This is a genomic window from Cupriavidus oxalaticus (assembly GCF_038900635.1).
In the GTDB taxonomy this organism is placed as follows: Bacteria; Pseudomonadota; Gammaproteobacteria; order Burkholderiales; family Burkholderiaceae; genus Cupriavidus; species Cupriavidus oxalaticus_B.
Window position 1 is genome coordinate 830,290 of sequence record NZ_JAYMRX010000001.1, and the last position, 22,669, is coordinate 852,958.

Annotated in this window: 22 protein-coding genes; 15 read left to right on the top strand and 7 right to left on the bottom strand. The window is 67.8% G+C overall.

Annotation, left to right across the window (positions count from 1 at the left end):
- Positions 1-13: 13 nt before the first annotated feature.
- Positions 14-280, bottom strand: a complete 267-nt coding sequence (gene rpsT / locus VSR71_RS03860; protein WP_006579059.1) for a 30S ribosomal protein S20 — start codon at positions 278-280, stop codon at positions 14-16.
- A gap of 353 nt (positions 281-633) precedes the next feature.
- Between rpsT and murJ the strand changes: the two genes are divergently transcribed.
- Both murJ and VSR71_RS03870 read left to right on the top strand, forming a co-directional pair.
- Positions 634-2,184, top strand: a complete 1,551-nt coding sequence (gene murJ, locus VSR71_RS03865) for a murein biosynthesis integral membrane protein MurJ (RefSeq protein ID WP_342912581.1) — start codon at positions 634-636, stop codon at positions 2,182-2,184.
- Between the two features lie 52 nt (positions 2,185-2,236).
- Positions 2,237-3,085: a SirB1 family protein gene (locus VSR71_RS03870; protein ID WP_342912582.1), complete on the top strand. Its 849-nt coding sequence runs from the start codon at positions 2,237-2,239 to the stop codon at positions 3,083-3,085.
- A 28-nt stretch (positions 3,086-3,113) separates the two neighbouring features.
- Here the strand turns inward: VSR71_RS03870 and VSR71_RS03875 are convergent, their stop codons facing one another.
- Positions 3,114-3,767 (bottom strand): VTT domain-containing protein, encoded by a 654-nt coding sequence (locus VSR71_RS03875; RefSeq protein ID WP_209759199.1) that lies wholly within the window; start codon positions 3,765-3,767, stop codon positions 3,114-3,116.
- A gap of 164 nt (positions 3,768-3,931) precedes the next feature.
- Here VSR71_RS03875 and mutL point away from each other — a divergent pair, with 164 nt between their 5' ends.
- The 4 genes from mutL to VSR71_RS03895 all read left to right on the top strand — a co-directional run bounded on the left by mutL (position 3,932) and on the right by VSR71_RS03895 (position 8,321).
- A complete protein-coding gene (gene mutL / locus VSR71_RS03880; RefSeq protein WP_342912583.1) occupies positions 3,932-5,893 on the top strand; it encodes a DNA mismatch repair endonuclease MutL in 1,962 nt (653 codons plus the stop codon).
- A 30-nt stretch (positions 5,894-5,923) separates the two neighbouring features.
- A complete protein-coding gene (gene miaA / locus VSR71_RS03885) occupies positions 5,924-6,892 on the top strand; it encodes a tRNA (adenosine(37)-N6)-dimethylallyltransferase MiaA (protein WP_342912584.1) in 969 nt (322 codons plus the stop codon).
- A gap of 56 nt (positions 6,893-6,948) precedes the next feature.
- Complete coding sequence (locus tag VSR71_RS03890) at positions 6,949-7,464, top strand: GNAT family N-acetyltransferase (protein ID WP_342912585.1); 516 nt, start codon at positions 6,949-6,951, stop codon at positions 7,462-7,464.
- 110 nt (positions 7,465-7,574) lie between these two features.
- Positions 7,575-8,321, top strand: a complete 747-nt coding sequence (locus VSR71_RS03895) for a GntR family transcriptional regulator (protein WP_342912586.1) — start codon at positions 7,575-7,577, stop codon at positions 8,319-8,321.
- Positions 8,322-8,382: 61 nt separating this feature from the next.
- Here VSR71_RS03895 and VSR71_RS03900 read toward each other — a convergent pair whose 3' ends face one another.
- From VSR71_RS03900 to purM, 5 genes are all read right to left on the bottom strand, one after another.
- Positions 8,383-9,126, bottom strand: coding sequence for an aspartate/glutamate racemase family protein (locus tag VSR71_RS03900; protein WP_029045961.1), 744 nt, complete (start codon positions 9,124-9,126; stop codon positions 8,383-8,385).
- Positions 9,127-9,169: 43 nt separating this feature from the next.
- Positions 9,170-10,567 (bottom strand): amidase, encoded by a 1,398-nt coding sequence (locus tag VSR71_RS03905; RefSeq protein WP_342912587.1) that lies wholly within the window; start codon positions 10,565-10,567, stop codon positions 9,170-9,172.
- A 40-nt stretch (positions 10,568-10,607) separates the two neighbouring features.
- Positions 10,608-12,044, bottom strand: a complete 1,437-nt coding sequence (hydA, locus tag VSR71_RS03910) for a dihydropyrimidinase (protein ID WP_342912588.1) — start codon at positions 12,042-12,044, stop codon at positions 10,608-10,610.
- 54 nt (positions 12,045-12,098) lie between these two features.
- Positions 12,099-13,430, bottom strand: coding sequence for an MFS transporter (locus VSR71_RS03915; RefSeq protein WP_342912589.1), 1,332 nt, complete (start codon positions 13,428-13,430; stop codon positions 12,099-12,101).
- Positions 13,431-13,762: 332 nt separating this feature from the next.
- On the bottom strand, positions 13,763-14,815 hold the full coding sequence (purM, locus tag VSR71_RS03920) for a phosphoribosylformylglycinamidine cyclo-ligase (RefSeq protein ID WP_342912590.1): 1,053 nt from the start codon (positions 14,813-14,815) through the stop codon (positions 13,763-13,765).
- Positions 14,816-15,021: 206 nt separating this feature from the next.
- Here purM and VSR71_RS03925 point away from each other — a divergent pair, with 206 nt between their 5' ends.
- From VSR71_RS03925 to VSR71_RS03965, 9 genes are all read left to right on the top strand, one after another.
- Entirely contained in the window at positions 15,022-16,092 is a 1,071-nt protein-coding gene (locus VSR71_RS03925; RefSeq protein WP_342912591.1) for an AI-2E family transporter, read from the top strand.
- 57 nt (positions 16,093-16,149) lie between these two features.
- The gene (gene hda, locus VSR71_RS03930; protein ID WP_133092253.1) at positions 16,150-16,860 is read left to right on the top strand and encodes a DnaA regulatory inactivator Hda; all 711 of its coding nucleotides are present in this window, start codon (positions 16,150-16,152) and stop codon (positions 16,858-16,860) included.
- A 61-nt stretch (positions 16,861-16,921) separates the two neighbouring features.
- The gene (locus VSR71_RS03935) at positions 16,922-17,596 is read left to right on the top strand and encodes an HAD family hydrolase (RefSeq protein WP_342912592.1); all 675 of its coding nucleotides are present in this window, start codon (positions 16,922-16,924) and stop codon (positions 17,594-17,596) included.
- A 1-nt stretch (position 17,597) separates the two neighbouring features.
- Positions 17,598-19,139 carry a polynucleotide adenylyltransferase PcnB gene (pcnB, locus tag VSR71_RS03940; RefSeq protein ID WP_342912593.1) on the top strand — a complete coding sequence of 514 codons (1,542 nt, stop codon included), beginning with the start codon at positions 17,598-17,600 and terminating at the stop codon, positions 19,137-19,139.
- Complete coding sequence (gene folK, locus VSR71_RS03945; protein WP_342912594.1) at positions 19,140-19,667, top strand: 2-amino-4-hydroxy-6-hydroxymethyldihydropteridine diphosphokinase; 528 nt, start codon at positions 19,140-19,142, stop codon at positions 19,665-19,667.
- Between the two features lie 29 nt (positions 19,668-19,696).
- Positions 19,697-20,338 (top strand): deoxynucleoside kinase, encoded by a 642-nt coding sequence (locus tag VSR71_RS03950; RefSeq protein WP_342912595.1) that lies wholly within the window; start codon positions 19,697-19,699, stop codon positions 20,336-20,338.
- Positions 20,339-20,447: 109 nt separating this feature from the next.
- Positions 20,448-21,269 (top strand): 3-methyl-2-oxobutanoate hydroxymethyltransferase, encoded by an 822-nt coding sequence (gene panB, locus VSR71_RS03955; protein ID WP_342912596.1) that lies wholly within the window; start codon positions 20,448-20,450, stop codon positions 21,267-21,269.
- Between the two features lie 4 nt (positions 21,270-21,273).
- Positions 21,274-21,972 (top strand): ABC transporter permease, encoded by a 699-nt coding sequence (locus VSR71_RS03960; RefSeq protein ID WP_342912597.1) that lies wholly within the window; start codon positions 21,274-21,276, stop codon positions 21,970-21,972.
- Complete coding sequence (locus VSR71_RS03965) at positions 21,969-22,667, top strand: energy-coupling factor ABC transporter ATP-binding protein (RefSeq protein WP_342912598.1); 699 nt, start codon at positions 21,969-21,971, stop codon at positions 22,665-22,667. The genes VSR71_RS03960 and VSR71_RS03965 overlap by 4 nt, the downstream gene beginning before the upstream one ends.
- Positions 22,668-22,669: the final 2 nt, after the last annotated feature.

Below are 22,669 nucleotides of genomic sequence, written 5' to 3' on the forward strand. Positions count from 1 at the left end.
GGCCCGGCAACTATCAGGCAGCCATGGCCTTGATAGCGGCCGACAGGCGCGACTTGTGACGTGCAGCCTTGTTCTTGTGCACGATCTTCTTGTCGGCGATGCTGTCGATCACAGCTTGCGAGTTCTTGAAGATCTCAGCAGCAGCAGCCTTGTCGCCGGCATCGATGGCCTTGCGGACGGCCTTGACTGCGGTGCGCAGACGCGAGCGCAGGCTGGAGTTGTGAGCGTTCTGGGCAACGGCCTGGCGGGCGCGCTTGCGGGCTTGTGCGGAATTTGCCATGTCGAAAAATATCCTGAATTCAGATGCGTGCCGCGGGGGACACAACAATTAAGTCATATCGAGCGACCCGGGATGCACTGACACACGAATCCGGAACGCAACTGTCCTTGTGAATCGGCAATTATACACAGATGCTGACTCGCGGCGCAAGGGCGCTGGGACTTTACCGACGCGTGCGGGGGCCCGTGACAGGCGATCCGTATAATATGCGCCACATCGCGCCGGTACGCGTGGCGAGCCGGCAACTTCACCGCCTTGCCCACGTCTGAAAGGCGTCCTGGGCGCCACGCCTTGCGCGAGCCGACCGGCGGCATGCGCCCGCACCGATCCACCGTCCCGCTTCGATCCACACCTTGAACCTGCTCAAAGCGCTCGCCACCATCAGCAGCCTGACGATGCTGTCGCGCATCACCGGCCTCGTGCGCGAGATCCTGATCGCCCGCGCCTTCGGCGCGTCGGAGATGACCGATGCGTTCAACGTCGCCTTCCGCATCCCCAACCTGCTGCGCCGCATCTTCGGCGAGGGCGCATTCTCGCAGGCGTTTGTGCCGATCCTCGGCGAATACCACAGCAAGCGCGGCGAGGAGCAGACCAAGGCGCTGATCGATGCCGTCGCCACGGTGATGACCTGGGTACTGATGGGCGTGTCGCTGCTGGGCGTGATCGGCGCGCCGCTGGTGATGACGGCGGTTGCCACGGGCTTCCGCGGGCAGAGCGAGACTTACACCGCCGCGGTCTTCATGACGCGGGTGATGTTCCCGTACATCGGCCTGATCTCGCTGGTGGCGCTGGCCTCGGGCATCCTGAACACCTGGCGCAGGTTTGCCGTGCCGGCGTTCACGCCGGTGCTGCTGAACCTGTGCCTGATCGTGGCCGCCCTGTTCGTCGGCCCGCACATGGACCAGCCGATCTACGCGCAGGCGTGGGGCGTGCTGGTCGGCGGCGTGCTGCAGCTGGCGATCCAGGTGCCGGCGCTGCGCCGCCTGGGCGTGATGCCGCGCCTGGGCTTCAACGTGCGCGCTGCCTGGTCCGATCCCGGCGTGCGCCGCATCCTGCGCCAGATGGGACCGGCGCTGCTGGCGGTGTCGGTGGCGCAGATCAGCCTGATCATCAATACCAACATCGCCTCGCACCTGGCCGCGGGCAGCGTCTCGTACCTGACCTATGCCGACCGGCTGATGGAATTCCCGACCGCGCTGCTGGGCGTGGCGCTCGGCACGATCCTGCTGCCGAGCCTGTCGAAAGCGAGCGCCAAGGAAGACCACGCCGAGTACTCCGGCCTGCTCGACTGGGGCCTGCGGCTGACCTTCCTGCTGGCGGTACCCTGCGCGGTGGGGCTGTTCGTGTTCGGCGCGCCGCTGACCGCGGTGCTGTTTCACTACGGCAAGTTCGACGCCCACGCCGTCGAGATGACGCGCCAGGCGCTGGTGTCCTACGGCACCGGCCTGCTGGGGCTGATCGCCATCAAGATCCTGGCGCCGGGCTTCTATGCGCGCCAGGACATCCGCACCCCGGTCAAGATCGCGCTGCTGGTGCTGGTGATCACGCAGGCATGCAACGTCGCGTTCGTGCCCTGGCTCGGCCATGCGGGCCTGGCGCTGTCGATCAGTGCCGGCGCCACCATCAATGCGCTGCTGCTGTGCTTCGGCCTGCGCCGGCGCGGCCTCTACAAGCCGGCGCCTGGCTGGTGGCTGTTCCTGGCGCAGCTGGGCACCGCGGTGCTGCTGTTGTCGGGCATGCTGCTCTGGTTCACGCGCAATTTCGACTGGATCGGCCTGGGCGCCACGCCGCTGCTGCGCATCGCGCTGCTCGCGTCGTGCCTGGTACTTGCAGCGGTGGTCTACTTCGGTACACTGTGGCTCATGGGACTGCGCTATTCCGCCTTCAAGCGGCGCGCCGCCTAGGCGTGGTGACCCACGCCGGGCGCGGCGCCCTTGGCCGCACCGGGAATCCGATATGACATCCACCAAAGTCCTGGATTACTTCGCCAGCCTCGTGGCAGACGAAAACGGCATCCCGCTGACCGAGACCGCGCTGTCCATCGCGCAGGATGCCTATCCGGACCTGGACCTGCAGGCCGAGCTGGCCGCACTCGACGTGCTGGCGCTGCGCCTGAAGCGCCGGATCGCCGAAGGCACGCCGGCAATCCAGCGGCTGCGCCTGCTGAATCATTTCTTCTATCGCGACCTGGGCTTTGGCCCGAACGCCAACGACTACTACGATCCGGACAACTCGTACCTGAACGTGGTGGTGCGGCAGCGTCGCGGCATCCCGATCTCGCTGGCGGTGCTGTTCATGGAGCTGGGCCAGCAGATCGGCCTGCCCCTCAAGGGAGTGTCGTTTCCCAATCATTTCCTGCTGCGCATGACCATCCCGGCGGGCGAGGTGATCCTGGACCCGCTGAGCGGCGAAACGCTGTCGAAGGAGCAGCTGCAGGAAATGCTGGACCCGTACCTGGAGCGTGAAGGCATCACCGATAGCGGCCAGGTGCCGCTGGGCCTGTTCCTGCGCGCGGCCAGCCATCGCGAGATCATCGCGCGCATGCTGCGCAACCTGAAGGCGATCTACCTGCAGGAGTCACGCTGGCAGCGGCTGCTGGCGGTGCAGAACCGGCTGGTGATCCTGCTGCCGGGTTCGATCGAGGAAGTACGCGACCGCGGCCTGGCGTACGCCAACCTGGAGTGCTTCCGGCCAGCGCTGGCCGACCTGGAAGCCTATGTGCAGGCGCGCCCGGATGCCGCCGATATCGGCCAGATCCGCGAGCGCATGCCGGCTCTGCGCATGATGAGCCGCAGCGTCAACTGACGAGGCTGCGCCAGATCAGGCAGGCGCTTCAGCGCTCCACGCGCGAAGGCCGGCGGCGATTGCCGCGCACCAGCTTCCACAGCCCGCCCAGCAACAGCGGCACCACCGCCGCGCCGATCCCCGCCAGCACGATCAGGTTGAGATACTGCTTGATGAACGGCAGGTTCCCGAAGAAGTAGCCGGCAAAGACCAGCCCCACGACCCAGGCCAGCGCGCCGAGCACGTTGAACATCTGGAAGCGCGCGAACGTCATCTGCGACACGCCGGCAACGAACGGCGCGAAGGTGCGCACGATCGGCACGAAACGCGCCATCACCAGGGTCTTGCCGCCGTGCCGCTCATAGAAATCATGGGTGCGGCGCAGCGCATCCTGATCCAGGAAGCGCCACTTGTGGTCGAACACCTTGGGCCCAATCCAGCTGCCCACCCAGTAGTTGACGGTATTGCCGGTGATGGCCGCCACCAGCAGCAGGCCCACCAGCGCCCATTCGTTCATGGCGCCGGTGGCACAGAACGCACCGGCGATAAACAGCAGCGAGTCGCCCGGCAGGAACGGCAGGACCACCAGCCCGGTTTCGGCGAACACGATCAGGAACAAGATGGCATAGACCCAGTGGCCATACTGGTCGATGACGGTGCCGAGGTATTTGTCGACATGGACCAGCATGTCGATGAGCTGCAAAGCGAATTCCAAGTCGTTCCCCGATATGGTTGGTTGACTGCACACAGGTCCACGCGGCGCGTGCCGCCTTGGCCTGAATCATACAAGAGCCGGCGCGCCCTTCCGCCACTTGTCGCGAGACCAGTGGCGCCGACTCTGCGTGGACGGCCACGTATAATCGCCGGATGCCCGATTCCGCCAGCCAAAGCCCCCTTCGCACCACCCAGCTGCCGCGTCCGATCCGTCCGCTGCCGGACCAGCTCATCAGCCAGATCGCCGCCGGCGAAGTGGTGGAGCGCCCGGCCTCGGTGGTCAAGGAGCTGCTGGAAAACGCGCTGGACGCCGGTGCCACGCAGCTGGGCATCCGGCTGGAAGAAGGCGGCGTGCGGCGCATCGTCATCACGGACAACGGCTGCGGCATCCCCGCCGCCGAGCTGCCGGTGGCGCTGATGCGCCACGCCACCAGCAAGATTGCCTCGCTCGACGAGCTGGAATCGGTGCTGACGCTGGGCTTCCGCGGCGAGGCGCTGGCCTCGATCGCTTCAGTTTCCCAGCTTGCGCTGACCAGCCGCACCGCGGCCGATGCCCATGCCACGCAGGTCAATGCCGATACCGGCACCGTGCAGCCCGCGTCTGGCGGGATCGGCACCACGGTCGACGTGCAGCATCTCTACTTCAACACGCCGGCGCGCCGAAAGTTCCTGAAGTCGGAGCAAACCGAACTCGGACATTGCCTGGAGATGGTGCGCCGGGCGGCACTGGCACGGCCCGACGTGGCCATCTCGGTCCACCACAACGGCAAGCCGCTGGAACACTGGAACGCCGGCGACGTCGCCAACCGCACCGCGCAGGTGCTGGGCGCCGACTTCGCGCGGGCCCGGCTGCCGCTGGACGAGCAGGCCGACACGCTGCGCGTGTATGGCTTTGCCGGCCTGCCCACCGCGTCGCGCGGGCGGCCCGACCAGCAGTACTTCTTCGTCAACGGCCGCTTCGTGCGCGACAAGCTGCTCAACCACGCGGTGCGCAGCGCCTACCAGGACGTGCTGCACGGCGACCGTTTCCCGTCGTACGTGCTGTGCCTTGACCTGCCGCCGGAGATGGTCGACGTCAACGTGCACCCGTCCAAGATCGAAGTGCGCTTCCGCGAATCGCGCGCGGTGCACCAGTTCATCTATCACGCGGTGCAGCGCAGCCTGGCACGCCAGGCCGGCGAGAATGGCGACAGCCTGCATACCGATGACGACGGCGAGATCCGGCTGCCGGCCGTGGCGCCTTCGGGCGCGCGCCCGTCGTTCGGCAGCGGCGGCGGCGGTGGCAGCCAGTGGGTCAACTACTCCGCGGCGCGTCAGACCGAGCTCGGCATTGCGCAGCCGCGCCAGGCCTACCTTGGCATGGTGCGCGACGCGACCGCGCCGACGCCGCGTCCGTACGGCGCTTTTCCGGGCACTTCGGCGCAGCCGCCCGCCTGGCTGGCCGATGCACAGGCCGCGCGCGCCGACGAGCCGCCGGGCCTGCTCGACCGCCTGCCGCCGGCCTCCACCGACGCGGCAGACGCCACTGACGACCACCCCCTCGGCTACGCTATCGCCCAACTGCACGGCATCTATGTGCTGGCGCAGAATGCGCGCGGACTGGTGCTGGTGGACATGCACGCCGCGCACGAACGCATCCTCTACGAGCAGATCAAGGCCGGCCTGGATGCGCGCGACCTGGCCGTGCAGCCGCTGCTGATCCCGGTCACGCTGCCGGCCAGCCCGGTGGAGATCGGCGCGGCAGAGGAGCACCAGGAAACGCTGGCGCTGCTCGGCTTCGACATCACGCCGGTATCGCCAACCGCGCTGGCAGTGCGCGCGGTGCCCGCGCTGCTGCAGCAGGCCGACACCGAAGCGCTGGCGCGCGACGTGCTGCGCGACCTGCACGCCTACGGCGGCTCGCGCGTGCTGGCCGAGCGGCGCAACGAACTGCTGGCCACGCTGGCCTGCCACAGCGCAGTGCGCGCCAACCGCAAGCTCACCGTCGAGGAAATGAACGCACTGCTGCGCCAGATGGAGCAGACCGAGCGCGCCGACCAATGCAACCACGGCCGCCCGACCTGGGTGCAACTGACCGTGACCGAGCTGGACCGTCTGTTCCTGCGCGGCCAGTAAGTGCCCCGCCCCTTCACATTTCTGCCGACGATGTCCGCCGTCCCTGACGATCCCGCCACGCCACCGCCCGTAATCTGCCTGCTCGGGCCCACCGCCTCGGGCAAGACCGCCGCCGCGCTGGCGCTGGCGGCCGACGCGCCGGTGGAGATCATCAGCCTGGACTCCGCGCTGGTGTACCGCGAGATGGACATCGGCACCGCCAAGCCCACCTCCGAAGAACTGGCCGCGGCGCCGCACCACCTGATCGACATCATCGACCCGGTCGAAAGTTATTCCGCCGCGCAGTTCGTCACCGATGCCGAGCGGCTGATCGGCGAGATCCGCGCGCGCGGCAACGTGCCGCTGATCGTGGGCGGCACCATGCTCTATTACAAGGCGCTGACACAGGGTCTGAACGACTTGCCACAGGCCGACGCCGCCGTGCGTGCCGAGCTGGACCAGCTCGCCGCCGAGCGCGGCTGGCCGGCGCTGCATGCGATGCTGGCGCAAGTCGACCCCGTCACCGCGGCGCGCCTGGCGCCCAACGATGCGCAGCGCATCCAGCGGGCTCTCGAAATCCATCGTCTTTCCGGCCAGCCGATGTCGGCGCTGCTGGCGCGCCAGGCCGAGGGCCGCACCTTTGCCGGTGCCGCCGACCAGCGCTACCGCGTGATCGCGCTCGAGCCCTCGGACCGGCTGGCGCTGCATGCGCGCATCGCGCAGCGCTACGACGCCATGCTGGCCAACGGCTTTATCGACGAAGTCCGCCGCCTGCGCACACGCGAGGACCTGCATCCGGGGCTGCCGTCGATCCGCTGCGTCGGCTACCGTCAGGTGTGGGAATACCTCGACGGCGAGTGCGATTTCGACACCATGCGCGAGCGCGGCATCGCCGCCACGCGCCAGCTGTGCAAGCGCCAGCTGACCTGGCTGCGCAGCACGCCGGAGCGGCTGGTGGTGGACTGCCTGGCGCCAAGCTATGTCGACGAGGTACGCAAGCTGGCTGACTTCGGCCGCTGACGGCAATGTGATGCGCAGGCGATAATCGCGGATCCTGCCCCTGCCTGCTTACAGACATGTCCAGCCCCCCCTTCACCCTGCGCCCCGCCACCGCTGCCGACAGCGAAACCCTGTTCAACCTCATCCTGGCACTGGCCGACTACGAGAAGCTGACGCATATCGTCGAAGCCACGCCACAAAAGATCGAGGAAGCGCTGTTCGGCGCCACGCCGCGCGCCGAGGCGGTGCTGGTTGAAGTGGAAACCGAAGTCGAGGCCAAAGGTGCGCGCAAGGCGGTCGGCTTCGCCCTGTTCTTCCACAACTTTTCCACTTTCCTCGCCAAACCCGGCCTGTATCTGGAAGACCTTTACGTCGACCCGGCGTGGCGCGGCCATGGACTGGGCAAGGCATTGCTGCAGCACCTCGCCGCGCTGGCGGTAGAGCGCGGTTGCGGCCGTTTCGAGTGGTCGGTGCTGGACTGGAACCAGCCGTCGATCGACTTCTACCAAGCCATGGGCGCCGACGTGCTGCCCGACTGGCGTATTTGCCGCGTCACCGGCGACGCGCTGGCCAGGCTGGGCCAGGCGAAGTAAATCCGCCGGCTCGGCAACCGGTCCGGCGCCGGTGTTATACACTTGAAGGCAAGCCGCCATACAATGACGGCACCGAATGTCTTTTTTCGGACCACCCGCGCCGACCCGCCATGCCACGAACCAAAGCCGACCAGCCCGCCGCGCCCGCCCTGGGCAACGCCAACGAAAACGATGCGGACAACGCGCGCGGTGCCTCGGTGGAAGAAATCGCCGACCGCATCCTGACCGCGATCTGGGAACACCGACTGCCGCCCGGCACCAAGCTGGTCGAAGAAAAATTGGGGGGCGTATTCGGCGTCAGCCGCACCAAGGTGCGGCTCGCCTTCGGCAAGCTGGCCCACGAAGGCGTGCTGACGGTGCACCCGAACCGCGGCACCTTCGTATCGAGCCCGAGCGTGGCCGAAGCGAGGCAGGTGCTGCATTCGCGCCGCCTGCTTGAACCGGCGCTGGTGCGCGACCTTGCCGGCGCGATCGATCCGGCCGGGCTGAAGGCGCTGCGCGCGACCACGCGCGAGGAAGCGCAGGCGCGCGACAGCAACGACCGGCGCGCCATCATCCGGCTGTCAGGTGAATTCCACTGCAGATTGGCCGAGCTGACCGGCAACCAGTACCTGGGCAAGTACATGCGCGAGCTGTGCTCGCTGACGTGCCTGATCATCGCGCTGTATGACGCACCCGGCGTGCCGTCGTGCCCGCATCACGAGCATGACGATATCGTCGATGCGCTGGAAGCCGGCGATGGCGAGCGCGTGGCGCGGCTGATGGACGAGCACCTCGGGCATGTCGAGAGCACGCTGCGGCTGGAATTGCCGGCTGAAGAGAAAGTGGACCTGGAGGCGGTGTTCGCCGCGGTATAAGGCCGGCGTCATTCCCGCGGACGCGGGAATGACGCGGTGGTGATGAGGTGTTGGACAGCGCTCAGCGGTGCTCGATGCGCGCCGCCAGCGCCTGCGCCAGGCCGATCGTCGGCTTGGCGTCCGGACGCCGGAACGTGCCCGCGGTGGCCTTGCGCGGCTGCAGCGCGACCAGCGCCTCGGCCTGCTTGACCGCGGCGGCCATCTGGTCGACCACGGGCACCGGAATGCGATCGCGCACGCGCGCGGCAAGGCCCGCCAGCGGCGCGCCGGCCAGGATCACCACATCGGCCTCGTCCTCCACCACGGCTCGGTTGGCCAGCTCGACCAGCACCGCTTCCTTTTCTTCCTGCACGTCCGAGACCGAGGCAAAGCTGCCGTCGAGCATGCGGATGCCGGCCAGCCGGCCGCGCAGGCCGTGCATGTCCACGCATTCCTCGTACCACGGCCCGAGCGCGCGCGCGAAGGTAACGATCGAAAAGCGCCGGCCCAGCATGCAGGCCGACAGCATGGCCGCCTCGGCCATGCCGACCACCGGCAGGTCGAACAGCTCGCGCGCGCCCATCAGGCCGGGATCGCCAAAGGCAGCGATGATCGCGGCATCGAATTCCGTGTGGCGTTCCGCCAGCATCTCCAGCGCAATGGCGCCGCCGATCTGCGCCTCGGCGCGCGTGGCGATATAGGGCACACCCCGGCTGGCGGTCAGCGGCACCAGCTCGGTGCCGGGCGATGCCACCGGCGTGGCCGCGGCCATCAGCCGGGCGGTGATGCCTTCGCTGGTATTGGGATTGAGGACAAGGATTCGCATATCGTTGTTATCCGTAGTTTTCCGTAGTTGGCCGTAGCCGTAGTTAGCCGTTGGCGACGCCGGGCCGCGCCGCGAGCACGCGTTCGGCGAGCCGGGCCGCGGCCAGCACGGTGCGGTCGGCGCCGCGCGGGCCGGCAATCTGCAGGCCCACCGGCAGGCCGTCGCGGCCGCTGCCGCAGGGCACCGAGATCGCCGGTGCCAGCGCATGGTTGAAGAAAGGGGTGAAGACCGCATGGGCGCGCGGCTCGACGGCAACGCCGCCGATCCGTTCGGGCCCGAGCCGGTCGTTGCGCCACGCCACGCACGGCGTGGTCGGGCACAGCAGCAGGTCATAGCGGGTAAAGAACCCGGCCATGGCCAGCGCGATCTGGTGGCTGGCTTCGCGCGCACGCGCCACGTCGGCGCCGGTCCACGTCAGCCCGCGCTCGATCTGGCGCGCGATATCCGGATCGAACACATCGGGATCGCGGCGCCAGGCCTCGCCGTAGAGATTGGCCAGTCCAACGTGCTGCAGCGGCATCAGCGCTGCCTCGTCGGCGCCTTGGGGCCAGACCGGGTCGGCCAGCTCGATGCTCAGGCCCGCCGCCTGCAGCCGCGCCACGGCCTGCGCGCAGGCTTCGGCGACGTCATCGTCGACCGGCGTATCGAGCCCCAGCCGCGGACTCAGCGCGATCCTGAGCGTATGCAGCGGGCGCTCGGCCGCCAGGCTGAAGCCGAGCGTATCGGGATCGCGCGCATCGGCGCCGGCCAGCGCCTCGAACATCAGCGCCGCATCGGACACGGTACGCGTGATCGGCGCGACCACCTGGATGCCATTGAAGGCGTGGGCAAAGCCGATCGAATCGGGAATCGCGCCATAGGACGGCTTGAAGCCGACCACGCCGGCATGCGCGGGCGGGCGCCGGCTGGAGCCGCCGCCGTCGGTGCCCAGCGCCAGGGGCGCCATGCCAGCCGCCACCGCCACCGCGCAGCCGCCTGACGATCCGCCGGCGGTCAGCGTGGCGTCGAGCGGATGGCGCGTCAGGCCGTAGACCTTGTTGGTGGTCAGGCCCTTGCAGGCAAACTCCGAGGTATTGCCCATGCCGAGCACGATCGCGCCGGCGCGGCGCAGGCGCTCGACCGCAATCGCATCGGCCGGGGCGATAAAGTCGCGGTACAGCTGCGAGCCCTGCGTGACGCGGCGGCCCTGGCTCCAGATCACGTCCTTGACGATCACCGGCACGCCCGCCAGCAGCGGACGCTCGCCCTGCGCCAGCCGTACGCGCAGCTGCGCCAGGTCGGCGTCAACCAGCTCCTGGCGTTGTTCGAAGACGGCATTGAGCTGGTCGTTGCGCGCCGCGATGCGGGCCTGGAACGCGGCTACCACCTCGGCGGGATCGAGCCGGCCGGCGGCCACGCGGCCGGCGATGGTGGCGGCGTCCAGGCTGTTGGTCAGTTCCATATCGGCAGTGTCAGTCAGATCATCGGAAAAACCGGCGCCGTCACAGGCTGCCGCCCGAGGTGCGGTAGCGCGGCCGTGCCATCTCCGGCAGCGCGCACGGCAGGAACTCGCCATGGCCGGCCTCGGCGAGCACTTCACCCTCATGCGCGACGACCTTGCCGCGCACCAGCGTGGTCACCGGCCAGCCGGTCACGCGCAGCCCTTCATACGGCGTGTAGTCGACCGCATGGTGCAGGTCGGTATTGCGGATCTGCACTTCGCGCTGCGGGTCCCACAGCACCAGATCGGCATCGGCGCCGATGGCAATGGTGCCCTTGCGCGGGTGCAGGCCGTACAGCTTGGCGGGGTTGGTCGAGGTCAGCGCCACGAACTGGTTCACCGAGATGCGTCCGCCGTTGACGCCCGCCGAGAACAGCAGCGGCAGGCGCGTCTCGAGTCCCGGGATGCCGTTGGGGATGTACTGGAACGGCACTTCCTTTCCACCGGGCTTCTTGCCCTCGGGATCGTCGTAGCGGAACGGCGCGTGATCGGACGAGAAGATCGTGAACAGGCCGTCGGCCAGCCCGTCCCAGATCACCTCCTGGTTGCTGCGGTCGCGCGGCGGCGGGCTGCAGACGCACTTGGCGCCGTGGTAGCCGGGCTGGTCCAGGTCTTCGGCGGTCAGGAACAGGTACTGCGGGCAGGTCTCGGCAAAGATCTTCATGCCGCGGTTGCGTGCCCAGCGGATCTGCTCCACCGCTTCCTTGCCGGAGACGTGGACGATCAGGATCGGCACGTCGACCAGCTCGGAGAAGGTGATGGCGCGGTGCGTGGCCTCGCGCTCGATCGCCATCGGCCGGGCCAGCGCATGGAATTTTGGCGCGGTGTTGCCGGCGGCCTCCAGCTTGTCGGTCAGCCAGGCGATGCAGTCGGAATTCTCGGCATGCACCATCACCAGCGCGCCTTCCTGGCGCGCCACCGACAGCACCTCGAGGATCTGGCGGTCGTCGAGCTTGAGGTCGTCGTAGGTCATGTAGATCTTGAACGACGAATAGCCCTCGCGGATCAGCCCCGGCAGCTCGTCCTGCAGCACCGCATGGGTCGGGTCGGCAACGATCAGGTGGAAGGCATAGTCGACCACCGACTTGCCGCCGGCGCGGCGATGGTAGTCGTCCACCGCTGCGCGCAGCGAATGGCCCTTTTCCTGCGCGGCGAACGGGATCACGGTGGTGGTGCCGCCGCACGCGGCCGAGACCGAGCCGGTGCGGAAGTCATCGGCCATCCTGAGGCCGTCCGGCATGGGCTGGTCCAGGTGGCAGTGCGCATCGACGCCGCCCGGCAGCACCAGCTTGCCGCTGGCGTCGATGACCTGCGCGGCATCGCCCAGGTCAAGGCCGAGCTGCACGATGCGGCCGCCGTTGATGGCGATGTCGCACTGCATGGTGTCGCTGGCGGTCACTACGGTGCCGTTGCGGATGATCAGGTCGAACTGTTTCACGATGTTGGTCACGAAGGAAAATGAAGGAGCGCGCGCGGGCGCGCCCCAGGCTGGTTATCGGCGGTCCGCGTCGGACAGATGCATGCGTGCGGTTTCGCGTGCCGCGGCCGCGGCGACCGCGATCAGCGCGCACACCACCGCCAGGTAGATCGCCACCGGCGCGGTGCTGCCGAAGCGGTCGAGCAGGCCGATTGCGATCAGCGGGGCCAGCGCGCCGCCGAACACGCCGGCGAACTGAAAGCCGAGCGAGGCACCGGTGACGCGCACCCGGGTGGCAAACAGCTCGGGCAGGAACGAGGCCAGCGGCGAGAACATGAACGACACCAGCACCATGCCGACGAACGAGGCCAGCATGATCAGCGCCGGGCTGCCGGTCTTGACCATGGCGAAGAAGACAAAGGCCCACACCGCGCCGCCGATGCCGCCGATCATCAGCACCGGACGGCGGCCGATGCGGTCGGCCAGCAGCCCAGCGATCGGGATGAACAGGATCTGCGCCACCGCGCCCAGCAGCACGGCATTGAGCGCGATGCTCTTGGGCAGGCCCAGCTTGGTCGGCACGAAGTACAGCAGGAACAGGGTGAACACGTAGAAGGCGATGTCGCCGCCCAGCCGCGCGCCGAAGGCGATCAGCAGTTGCTTCTTGTAGTTGCGCAGCACTTCCATGATGGGCGCGCGCGCTTCGGCATGCGATTCCTCCAGCTTCTCGAACATGCCGGATTCCTGCACGTTGGAGCGGATATAGAGCCCGACGCCGACCAGCAACGCCGACAGCAGGAACGGCACGCGCCAGCCCCAGCTGAGGAAGGCTTCTTCGGACACCTGCCACGTCACCAGCGCAAAAATGCCGTTGGCCAGCAGCAGGCCGATCGGCGCCGCCAGTTGCACCAGGCTGCCGAGGATGCCGCGCCGCTTACCTTCGGGATCGAGCTCGTTGACCATGATCGCGGCCCCGCCCCATTCGCCGCCCAGCGCCAGGCCCTGCACCACGCGCAGCAGCACCAGCAGCAGCGGCGCCAGCGCGCCGGCCGCGGCATAGGTCGGCAGCAGGCCGATGCCGAAGGTGGCCAGGCCCATCATCAGCAGCGTGATGATCAGGATCGACTTGCGGCCCATCTTGTCGCCGTAATGGCCAAAGATGGCCGCGCCCAGCGGCCGCGCCACGAATGCCACGCCATAGCTGGCGAAAGACAGCAGCGTCGCGGTCAGCGGATCGCTCTGCGGGAAGAACAGCTTGGGGAAGACCAGCGCGGCGGCCGATCCGTAGATGAAGTGGTCGTAGAACTCCAGCGTGGTGCCGGCCAGGCTGGCCCCGGCGACGCGCGCGACTGACTGTTTCTTGGCCGACGCGCCTTTATCCGCGGCGTCGATGCTGACTGCTTGCATGGTGGTCCTCCAATGGTCCCTGGCCTGCCCGCCGCGCACCGGTCGCCGGCTGCGCGCTGGGTTGTCTCCGGACGGGGCATGCGTGCGCCTCGCCTTTGCTCAGTACATTAGGCCATAAACCGCCATACAATCAAGCAAAATATTGTTTGTCAGAAATGGTGCATATGCACACTGGGTTCTGGTGCAATGCACGAAATCGGGCATCGGAAGGCGAAGCGGCACAGCGCGCCGGTGTTGATCGGGGTAAACACCTAAGCATTGCGCAGGGGCGAAAAAAAACGGCGCATGCCCGAGGCATGCGCCGTTTTCCGTGTGGAACGCTGGGAGTCGCGTCAGATCACGATGGTCTGGGCCTCGCCCTCGGCACGTTCGCGGATCTCGCCGATCTGCCATACGGCTTCACCAGCGGCCTGCAGGTGGCGGATGGCACGTTCGGCGTCGTCCTTGGCCACGATCACCACCATGCCGATACCGCAGTTGAACACGCGGTGCATTTCGTCGTCGGCCACGCGGCCCTGCGCCTGCAGCCACTGGAACAGCGGCGGCAGGGTCCAGGCATCGCGCTGCAGCACGGCCGTCACGTTCTGCGCCAGCACGCGCGGCACGTTCTCGGTCAGGCCACCGCCGGTGATGTGGGCCATGCCCTTGACCGGCAGGGTCTCGATCAGCGACAGCAGCGGCTTCACGTAGATGCGCGTCGGCGCCATGATCGCGTCCTGCAGGCGCTGGCCGTGGAAGTCGGCATTCAGGTCCGGCTTGGCCACCTCGATGATCTTGCGCACCAGCGAATAGCCGTTGGAATGCGCGCCCGACGACGCCAGGCCCAGCACCACGTCGCCCGGGGTGATGGTGCTGCCGTCGATGATCTTCTTCTTCTCGACCGCGCCGACGGCAAAGCCGGCCAGGTCGTATTCGCCATCCGGGTACATGCTCGGCATTTCAGCGGTCTCGCCGCCGATCAGCGCGCAGCCGGCCAGTTCGCAGCCGTGGGCGATGCCCTGGATCACGGTGGCGGCGGTGTCGACGTCCAGCTTGCCGCAGGCGAAGTAGTCCAGGAAGAACAGCGGCTCGGCACCCTGCACCAGGATGTCGTTGACGCTCATCGCGACCAGGTCCTGGCCGACGGTGTCGTGGCGGTTCAGCTGGAACGCCAGCTTGAGCTTGGTGCCCACGCCGTCGGTGCCGGACACCAGCACGGGCTCCTGGAATTTCTTCGACAGCTCGAACAGCGCACCGAACCCGCCGATGCCGGCCATCACGCCTTCGCGCATGGTGCGCTTGGCAAACGGCTTGATGCGGTCGACCAGCGCGTCGCCCGCGTCGATGTCAACACCGGCGTCGCGGTAGGAAAGGCCGGCCTGGCCGTCGGTCGGGGATGCGCTCATGGGAACCTGCTTGTCCTGGAGGAATAAAGGGAGGAACTAAAGTGACAAATCCGGCGCTCGCGCAGTCGGGGCTTCCGTCGCTTGGCATCGGAAGGCGGGCGCGAGTCCAGTAGAATCGCAATTTTAACGGATAGAGGCCCCCGGCTTCCAGTTTCCGGCACACTTGGGCCGCAAACCGGCCCGACCGCCTCGTCGCTCCCTTATTGATGAACGCCCCGCTGCTGAACCAAGAGACCAAACGCATCCTGCTCTGGATCGCAGTAGCCGCCGCGCTGTTCGCCGCGATCATCGCGCTGGCGCCGGTGCTGACGCCGTTCCTGTTCGCGTTCATCTTCGCCTATATCCTGAATCCCGGCGTGGACTGGCTGCAACGGCGCCGGGTGCCGCGCGCAATCGGCGTGGCGCTGATGATCCTGCTGCTGACGGTGATCTGCGTGATGCTGATGCTGCTGCTGATCGCGGTGCTCCAGCGCGAGATCCCGCAGGTGCGCGAGCAGTTGCCGCTGCTGCTGAAGAAGCTCAATTCCGTGGTGGCGCCGCGGCTGGCGGAGTTTGGCGTGCGTGTGCGCTTTGACTTCCCCGGCCTGCGCAACATGCTGTCGGACCGCTTCGCGGCCAGCCCGGAAGACCTGCTGGTAGTGTTGCTGAACTACGTCAAGATGTCGGGTTCGGCGCTGCTCGAGGTGGCTGGCATCATCTTTATCGTGCCCATCGTCATGTTTTACCTGATGATGGACTGGCACATGGTGATGCGCCGCATCGAGGGCGTGGTGCCGCGCCGCTGGGTGCCCAAGGTGCGCGAACTGACCAACGAGACCGATGCCCTGCTGTCGCAATACCTGCGCGGCCAGATCCTGGTGATGGTGATCCTGGCTGCGATCTACTCGATCGGGCTGACCATTGCCGGCTTCGATATCGGCGTGCCGGTCGGTGTATTCACCGGGCTGGCGGTCTTTATCCCCTATATCGGCTTCGGCGTCGGGCTGGTCATGGCTATCCTGGCGGCGATGCTGCAATTCGGCAACTGGTATGGACTCGGCGCGGTGGCGGTGGTGTACGGTTTCGGCCAGTTCATCGAGAGCTTCTACCTGACGCCCCGGCTGGTGGGCGAGCGCATCGGGCTGCACCCGCTGGTGGTGATCTTCGCGCTGCTCGCCTTCGGCCAGCTGTTCGGCTTCTTTGGCGTGCTGCTGGCGCTGCCGACGTGCGCGGTGCTGCTGGTCGGCGCGCGCCAGTTGCGCCGGGTTTACCTGGCCAGCGACCTGTACCGAAAATAACGGCTGCCAACATTCCGACGCCGCCCCCAGACGCCACCCGCAAGTTAGTCATACGTCATGTCCCCGCGTCCCAACAAGCAACTGTCGCTCGAGCTGGGCAGTCCGCCGCCTTCGACCTTCGAGAATTTCGTGGTGGCGGCCAACCGCGAGCCGGTCCAGCGCCTGCAGGAGCTGCCCGCCGCGGTCGCGCAGGAGCGCGCCACCGACCGGCTGGTCTATCTGTGGGGCGAGGTCGGCTGCGGCCGCACCCACCTGCTGCACGCGGTCTGCGAGGCCGCGCCACAGCATGGCATCCGCTCGCGCTACCTGAGCCCGCACCACCCGCTGTCCGACTTCCTGTTCGACCCTTGGTGCCAGCTCTACACCGTCGACGACGTCGAGCTGCTGGACGAAGCGCGCCAGATCGCGGTGTTTTCGCTGTACAACGAGGTGCGCGCCCACGTGCGCACCGCGCTGGTGGTCGCCGGCGGCCTGGCCCCGCGCGCCATGCCGGTGCGGGAAGACCTGCGCACCCGGCTGGGCTGGGGCCTGGTGTACCAGGTCGCGCCGCTGTCCGACGACGACAAGAAGGCTGCAGTGCTGCAAGCGGCACGCGAGCGAGGCCTGCAGCTGTCGCCCGAGATCACGCACTGGCTGGTGACACGCCACTATCGCGACATGCCCAGCCTGATGGCGCTGCTCGACGCGCTGGATACATACTCGCTGGAACGCAAGCGGCCGGTCACGCTGCCGCTGCTGCGCGAGATGTTCGCTGAATTCCGGGACTAGGCGACGGCCCCGGCCCGCCCGCTCCCTTACCCCATCCTGCCTTAAGGTAAAATCGCGCCCCATGAATCTGGCACTCTTTGACCTCGACCACACCCTGATCCCGACCGACAGCGACCACGAATGGGGCCGCTTCCTGGTCCGCCTGGGCATCGTCGACGAGGAAATTTACCGGCAGAAGAACGACGAGTTCTACAACCACTACAAGGCGGGCACGCTGGACATCCAGGCGTTCCTGCGCTTTGCGCTGGGGCCGCTGGCGGCCAATCCGCGCGACAAGCTCGACGCCATGCGCCTGCAGTTCATGCGCGAGGTGATCGACCCGGTGATCACGCCGCAGGCGCGCGCGCTGGTCTACAAGCACATCGAGGCCGGCGACCTGTGTGCGGTGGTGACCGCCACCAACAGCTTCGTCACGGCGCCGATCGCCGCCGCCTTCGGTATCAAGCACCTGATCGCGACCGAGCCCGCCACCGTCGACGGCAAGCCGGAAAGCCAGTTCACCGGCGATGTCTTCGGCGTGCCGAGCTTCCGCGAAGGCAAGATCACCCGCGTCGAAGCCTGGCTCAAGGCGCAGGGCGCGACCTGGGACAACTTCGAGACCACCACCTTCTACAGCGACTCGGCTAACGACCTGCCCCTGCTGGAAAAGGTCTCCGAGCCGATCGCCACCAATCCGGACGATCGCCTGCGCCACCACGCCGCCGCGGCCGGCTGGCGCATCATGGATCTGTTCTGACGTGATCAAGAAGCTCATTACCCGGCTGCTGGGCAAGCCCGGCCCCAAGCAGCGCCGCACCGGCCGCGCCCATACGCCGCGCATCGTCAACGTGGACGAGCACCAGATCGACCCCACGCTGCTGTCGCGCAATGCCGTCAAGGTCACTTCCACGCTGCAGCAGGCCGGCTACCAGGCCTATATCGTCGGCGGTGCCGTACGCGACCTGCTGCTTGGCATCAAGCCCAAGGATTTCGACGTCGCGACCAATGCCACGCCCGAGCAGGTGCAGTCGCTGTTCCGGCGCTCGCGCATCATCGGCCGCCGCTTCCAGATCGTGCACGTAACCTTCTACGGCGGGCGCGAGCAGGAAATCATCGAAGTCTCGACCTTCCGCGCGCTGGTCGACGCCATCGCCAGCGAGACCCTGCCCGAAGGCCGGCGCCTGAAGCGTGCCGAGCTCGACAGCAAGACCCATGCGATCGACGCCTCGGGCCGCGTGCTGCGCGACAACGTGTGGGGCTCGCAGGCCGAAGACGCGGAACGCCGCGACTTCACCATCAACGCGATGTACTACGACCCGGCCGCGCAGACCGTGCATGACTACCATCACGGCATGGAAGACATCCGCGCGCGCACGCTGCGCATGATCGGCGACCCGGCCACGCGCTACCGCGAAGACCCGGTGCGGATGCTGCGCGTGGTGCGCTTCGCCGCGAAGACCGGCTTCGATATCGACGAGGCCACGCGCCACCCGGTCGCCGGCCTGGCAGAGCTGATCCACAACGTGCCGAGCGCGCGCCTGTTCGACGAGATGCTCAAGCTGTTGATGTCCGGCCACGCCTGGGCCTCGCTGCAGGAGCTGCGCAAGGCGGGCCTGCACAAGGGCCTGCTGCCGCTGCTGGACGTGGCGCTGGAGCAGCCCATGGGGCAGCGCTTCGTGCAGCTGGCGCTGGACAACACCGACCGCCGCGTGCAGGCCGGCAAGCCGGTTTCGCCGGGCTTCCTGTTCGCCGCGCTGCTGTGGCACCACGTGCTGCAGCGCTGGAACCAGTTGCGCGAGGAAGGCGAGCACGCCATCGCCGCGCTCAACAGCGCCATGGATTCGGTGCTGGAAAAGCAGACCGGCCAGCTGGCGATCCAGCGCCGCTTCGTCACCGACATGCGGGATATCTGGGGCATGCAGCCGCGCTTCGAGAAGCGTGTCGGCCGCATGCCCTTCCGCCTGCTGGAGTCGCCGCGCTTCCGCGCCGGCTACGATTTCCTGCAGCTGCGCTGCCAGTCCGGCGAGCTGCCGGAAGAGCTGGCCGCCTGGTGGCAGGATTTCCAGAACGCCGAGCCGCATGAGCGCGAGGACCTGATCGACGCCGTGCGCAGCGCGCGGGGCCAGGGTGGCGGCCAAGGTGGCGGCCAGGGCGGAGGCCAGGGTGCGGAAGGCGAAGCCCCGGCGCGCAAGAAGCGCCGCCGACGCAGTCCGCGGAAATCGGATAAAGTTTCTTCCCGGAGCGACTCGGACGCGGGCCAGGCGGCACATGCCGGCCCCGGCCAGCCGGAGGAAACCTAAATGACTCTCGCCTTCATCGGCATCGGCGCCAATCTGGGCGATGCCCGCCAGGCCATCAAGGACGCCATCGTGTGCCTGGCCCAGCAGGTCGGCATCACGGTGCTGGCGCGTTCCTCGCTCTATCGCACCGCGCCGGTCGATGCCGGCGGCGACGACTACTACAACGCGGTGGTCAAGGTGCAGACCTCGTTCACCGCGCCGCAGCTCTTGCGCATCTGCCACCACATCGAGGACCAGTTCGGCCGCGAGCGCCCGTTCCGCAACGCGCCGCGCACGCTCGACCTGGACCTCCTTGTGTTCGGCAACGAACAATACGATGACGAGCACCTGACCGTGCCGCATCCGCGCGTGACCGAGCGCGCCTTCACGCTGGTGCCGCTGGTGGAGCTTGACGCCGAGCTGTCGATCCCCGGGCGCGGCCGCGCCGCCGACTTCCTGGCCGGCGTGGTGTCCCAGCGCATCGAGAAAGTCTCCACCTGCAAGTGCCTGCGCCTGCAGGCCGAGGGCGGGGCCGGCAGTACCGGCTGAGGCCACCCGGGCCATCCGCGCAAAGCGCCATGCTCGACCACCTGCGCCGCATCGTCGTCGAAGGCCCCGTCGGATCGGGCAAGACCTCGCTGGCCCAGCGCCTCGCGCATACGCTGCAGGCGCACGAGCTGCCTGACTGCGCGCGCCGCAGTCCCTTCCTGGAACCGTTCTACCGCGATCCCGCGCGCCACGCGCTGGCGATGCAGCTGTGGTGCCTGACCCAGCGCGCCGTGCAGTTGCAGCAATGGCAGGCCGCGCTGCTGGCCGGCCAGCGCATGGTGACCAATTTCCTGATGGCCAAGGACCGCCTGCACGCGGCACTGACGCTGGCGCCTGACGAACTGGCGCTGTACGACGCCATTGCCGCGCGCTTCAGCCTGCCATCGCAGCGGGTCGACCTGGTCATCGTGCTGCAGGCCACGCCGTCGCTGCTGCGCGAGCGCATCGTCCGCCGCGGCGAGCCGGGCGAGGCCGGCATCGACGAACACTACCTGCAGCGGCTGGCCGACGCCTACGGCGAACTGTTCCACCGCTACGACGAGGCCCCGGTTCTGGTCGTCGATACCGCCCACTTCAATCCGGTGGACAACGATGACGATTTCCGTACACTACTGTCGCGCATTGAAAACATGCGCGGCCGCAAGGCCTTTCTCAATCTCGCTGCGCCCTGACAGGCCCCGCCTGCCAGCCACAACACAATAACGACGGCAGCCGTTGCCCAGCAGCATTTGCTGCGCATGGTCCCAGCGGCAAAAACCGCCGTCATACACGGGCACTGCCATGAGTTACCTCCTCGATCCCTCCCGCAAGACCATCACGATTCCCAAATTGCAGGCGATGCGCGACGCCGGCGAGAAAATCGCCATGCTGACCGCCTACGACTCCAGCTTCGCGGCGCTGCTCGACTACTGCGGCGTCGAGATGATCCTGGTCGGCGATTCGCTGGGCAATGTGATGCAGGGCCAGCAGACCACGCTGCCGGTGACGCTGGAACACATGGCCTACCACACCGAATGCGTGGCGCGCGGCAACCAGACCGCCTTGCTGGTGACCGACCTGCCGTTCGGCACGTACCCGACGCCGGAAACCGCGTTCGCCAGTGCCGTCACGCTGATGAAGGCCGGCGCGCAGATGGTCAAGCTCGAAGGCGGCGACTGGCTCTCGCCCATCGTAAAGTTCCTGGTCGAGCGCAGCATCCCGGTGTGCGCGCATATCGGCCTGACGCCGCAGTCGGTGCATGCGCTGGGCGGCTTCAAGGTGCAGGGCAAGACCGACGCAGGCGCCGCACAGCTCAAGCGCGATGCGCTGGCGCTGCAGGAAGCGGGCGCGCAGGTGGTGCTGATGGAAGCGGTGCCGGCCAAGCTCGCCGGCGAGATCACGCAGCTGCTGAAGGTGCCGACCATCGGCATCGGCGCCGGCGCCGACTGCACCGGCCAGGTGCTGGTGCTGCAGGACATGATCAACGTCTACCCCGGCCGCAAGGCCAAGTTCGTGCGCAACTTCATGGAAGGCCAGACCTCGATCGAAGGCGCCGTGCGCGCCTACGTGGCCGCGGTCAAGGACGGCAGCTTCCCCGCCCCCGAGCACACCTTCTCCGCCTGACCCGGTGGAGATCGCTGCCGCCACCGCCGCCGCATTCCGCCTCCTCGGCAGCGGCGACGCGGGGCTGTGGTTCATCGTCTGGACCTCGCTGGCCATCGCGGTGCTGGGGCTCGCGATCGCCACCGTGCCCGCCATCGCCGCCGCCTGGCTGATCGCCACGCGGCAGTTCCCCGGGCGGCGCGCGGTGGTGGTGGTAGCGCAGGCCTTTCTCTCCTTCCCGACTGTGCTGGTCGGGCTGATCCTTTATCTCTTGCTGACGCGCCAGGGGCCGCTGGGCAGCCTGCACCTGCTGTTCACGCCGTCTGGCATGGTGCTGGGACAGGCGGTGATCGGCTTCCCGGTGGTGCTGGCGTTCGCATTGTCGACGCTGCAGGGTGCCGATGTGCGCCTGCGCGAAACCGCGTGGGTGCTGGGCGCCGGACGCTGGCGCACCTTCCTCACGGTGCTGCGCGAGCTGCGCTTCGGGCTGATGGCGGCGGTGGTGGCAGGCTTCGGGCGGGTGATCGCCGAGGTCGGCTCCGCGCTGATGATCGGCGGCAATATCGAAGGCTCGACCCGCACCATCACCACCGCGATCGCGCTGGAAACCAGCAAGGGAGAATTCGCGCAGGGCATTGCGCTGGGCATCGTGCTGGTGGCGCTGGCGCTGCTGGTCAATATCGGCATGGCGTGGCTGCAGGGCGCGGGGGGGTTCCGGCGATGACAGCCGCATCCCAACCACCGGCATCGGCCCTGCTGACCGTGCGCGGGCTGGCCCGCACCATCGGCCTGCGCCGGCTGTTTGCCATCGACGCGCTGGTGATCCCGCGCGCCACCGCGATCGTGCTGACCGGCATGAACGGCGCCGGCAAGACCACAATGCTGCGCATGCTGGCCGGACTGGAACGCGCGCCCGGCGCCACCGTGCAATGGACCGATGCCAACGGCCAGCCCCACAGCGCGCCACTCGATCCGCTGCCGCTAGCGGTGCGCCAGCGCATTGCCTATCTGCACCAGCATCCCTACCTGTTCCGCACCTCGGTGCGCGCGAACATCGCCTACGGCCTGCATGCGCGCCGCATGCTCCACGACGAGATCGCGCGGCGCGTGGGCGAGGCCCTTGGCTGGGCCGGCGTGTCGCACCTGCAGGACACCGCGCCCGAATACCTGTCGGGCGGCGAGATCCAGCGCGTGGCGCTGGCGCGCGCCAAGGTACTGGAGCCGGAATTGCTGCTGCTGGACGAACCCACCTCCAGCCTCGACGGGCATGCACGCGAACAGGTGATCGCGTTGGTCCGCGACCTGGCTACCGAAGGTCGCACCGTGATCATGGTGTGCCACGACCGCGAGCTGATCAACCTGCCGGGCGTGGTGCGCTGGAAGCTGGGCGACGGCGTGCTGGACACGCACCACCCCTAGCG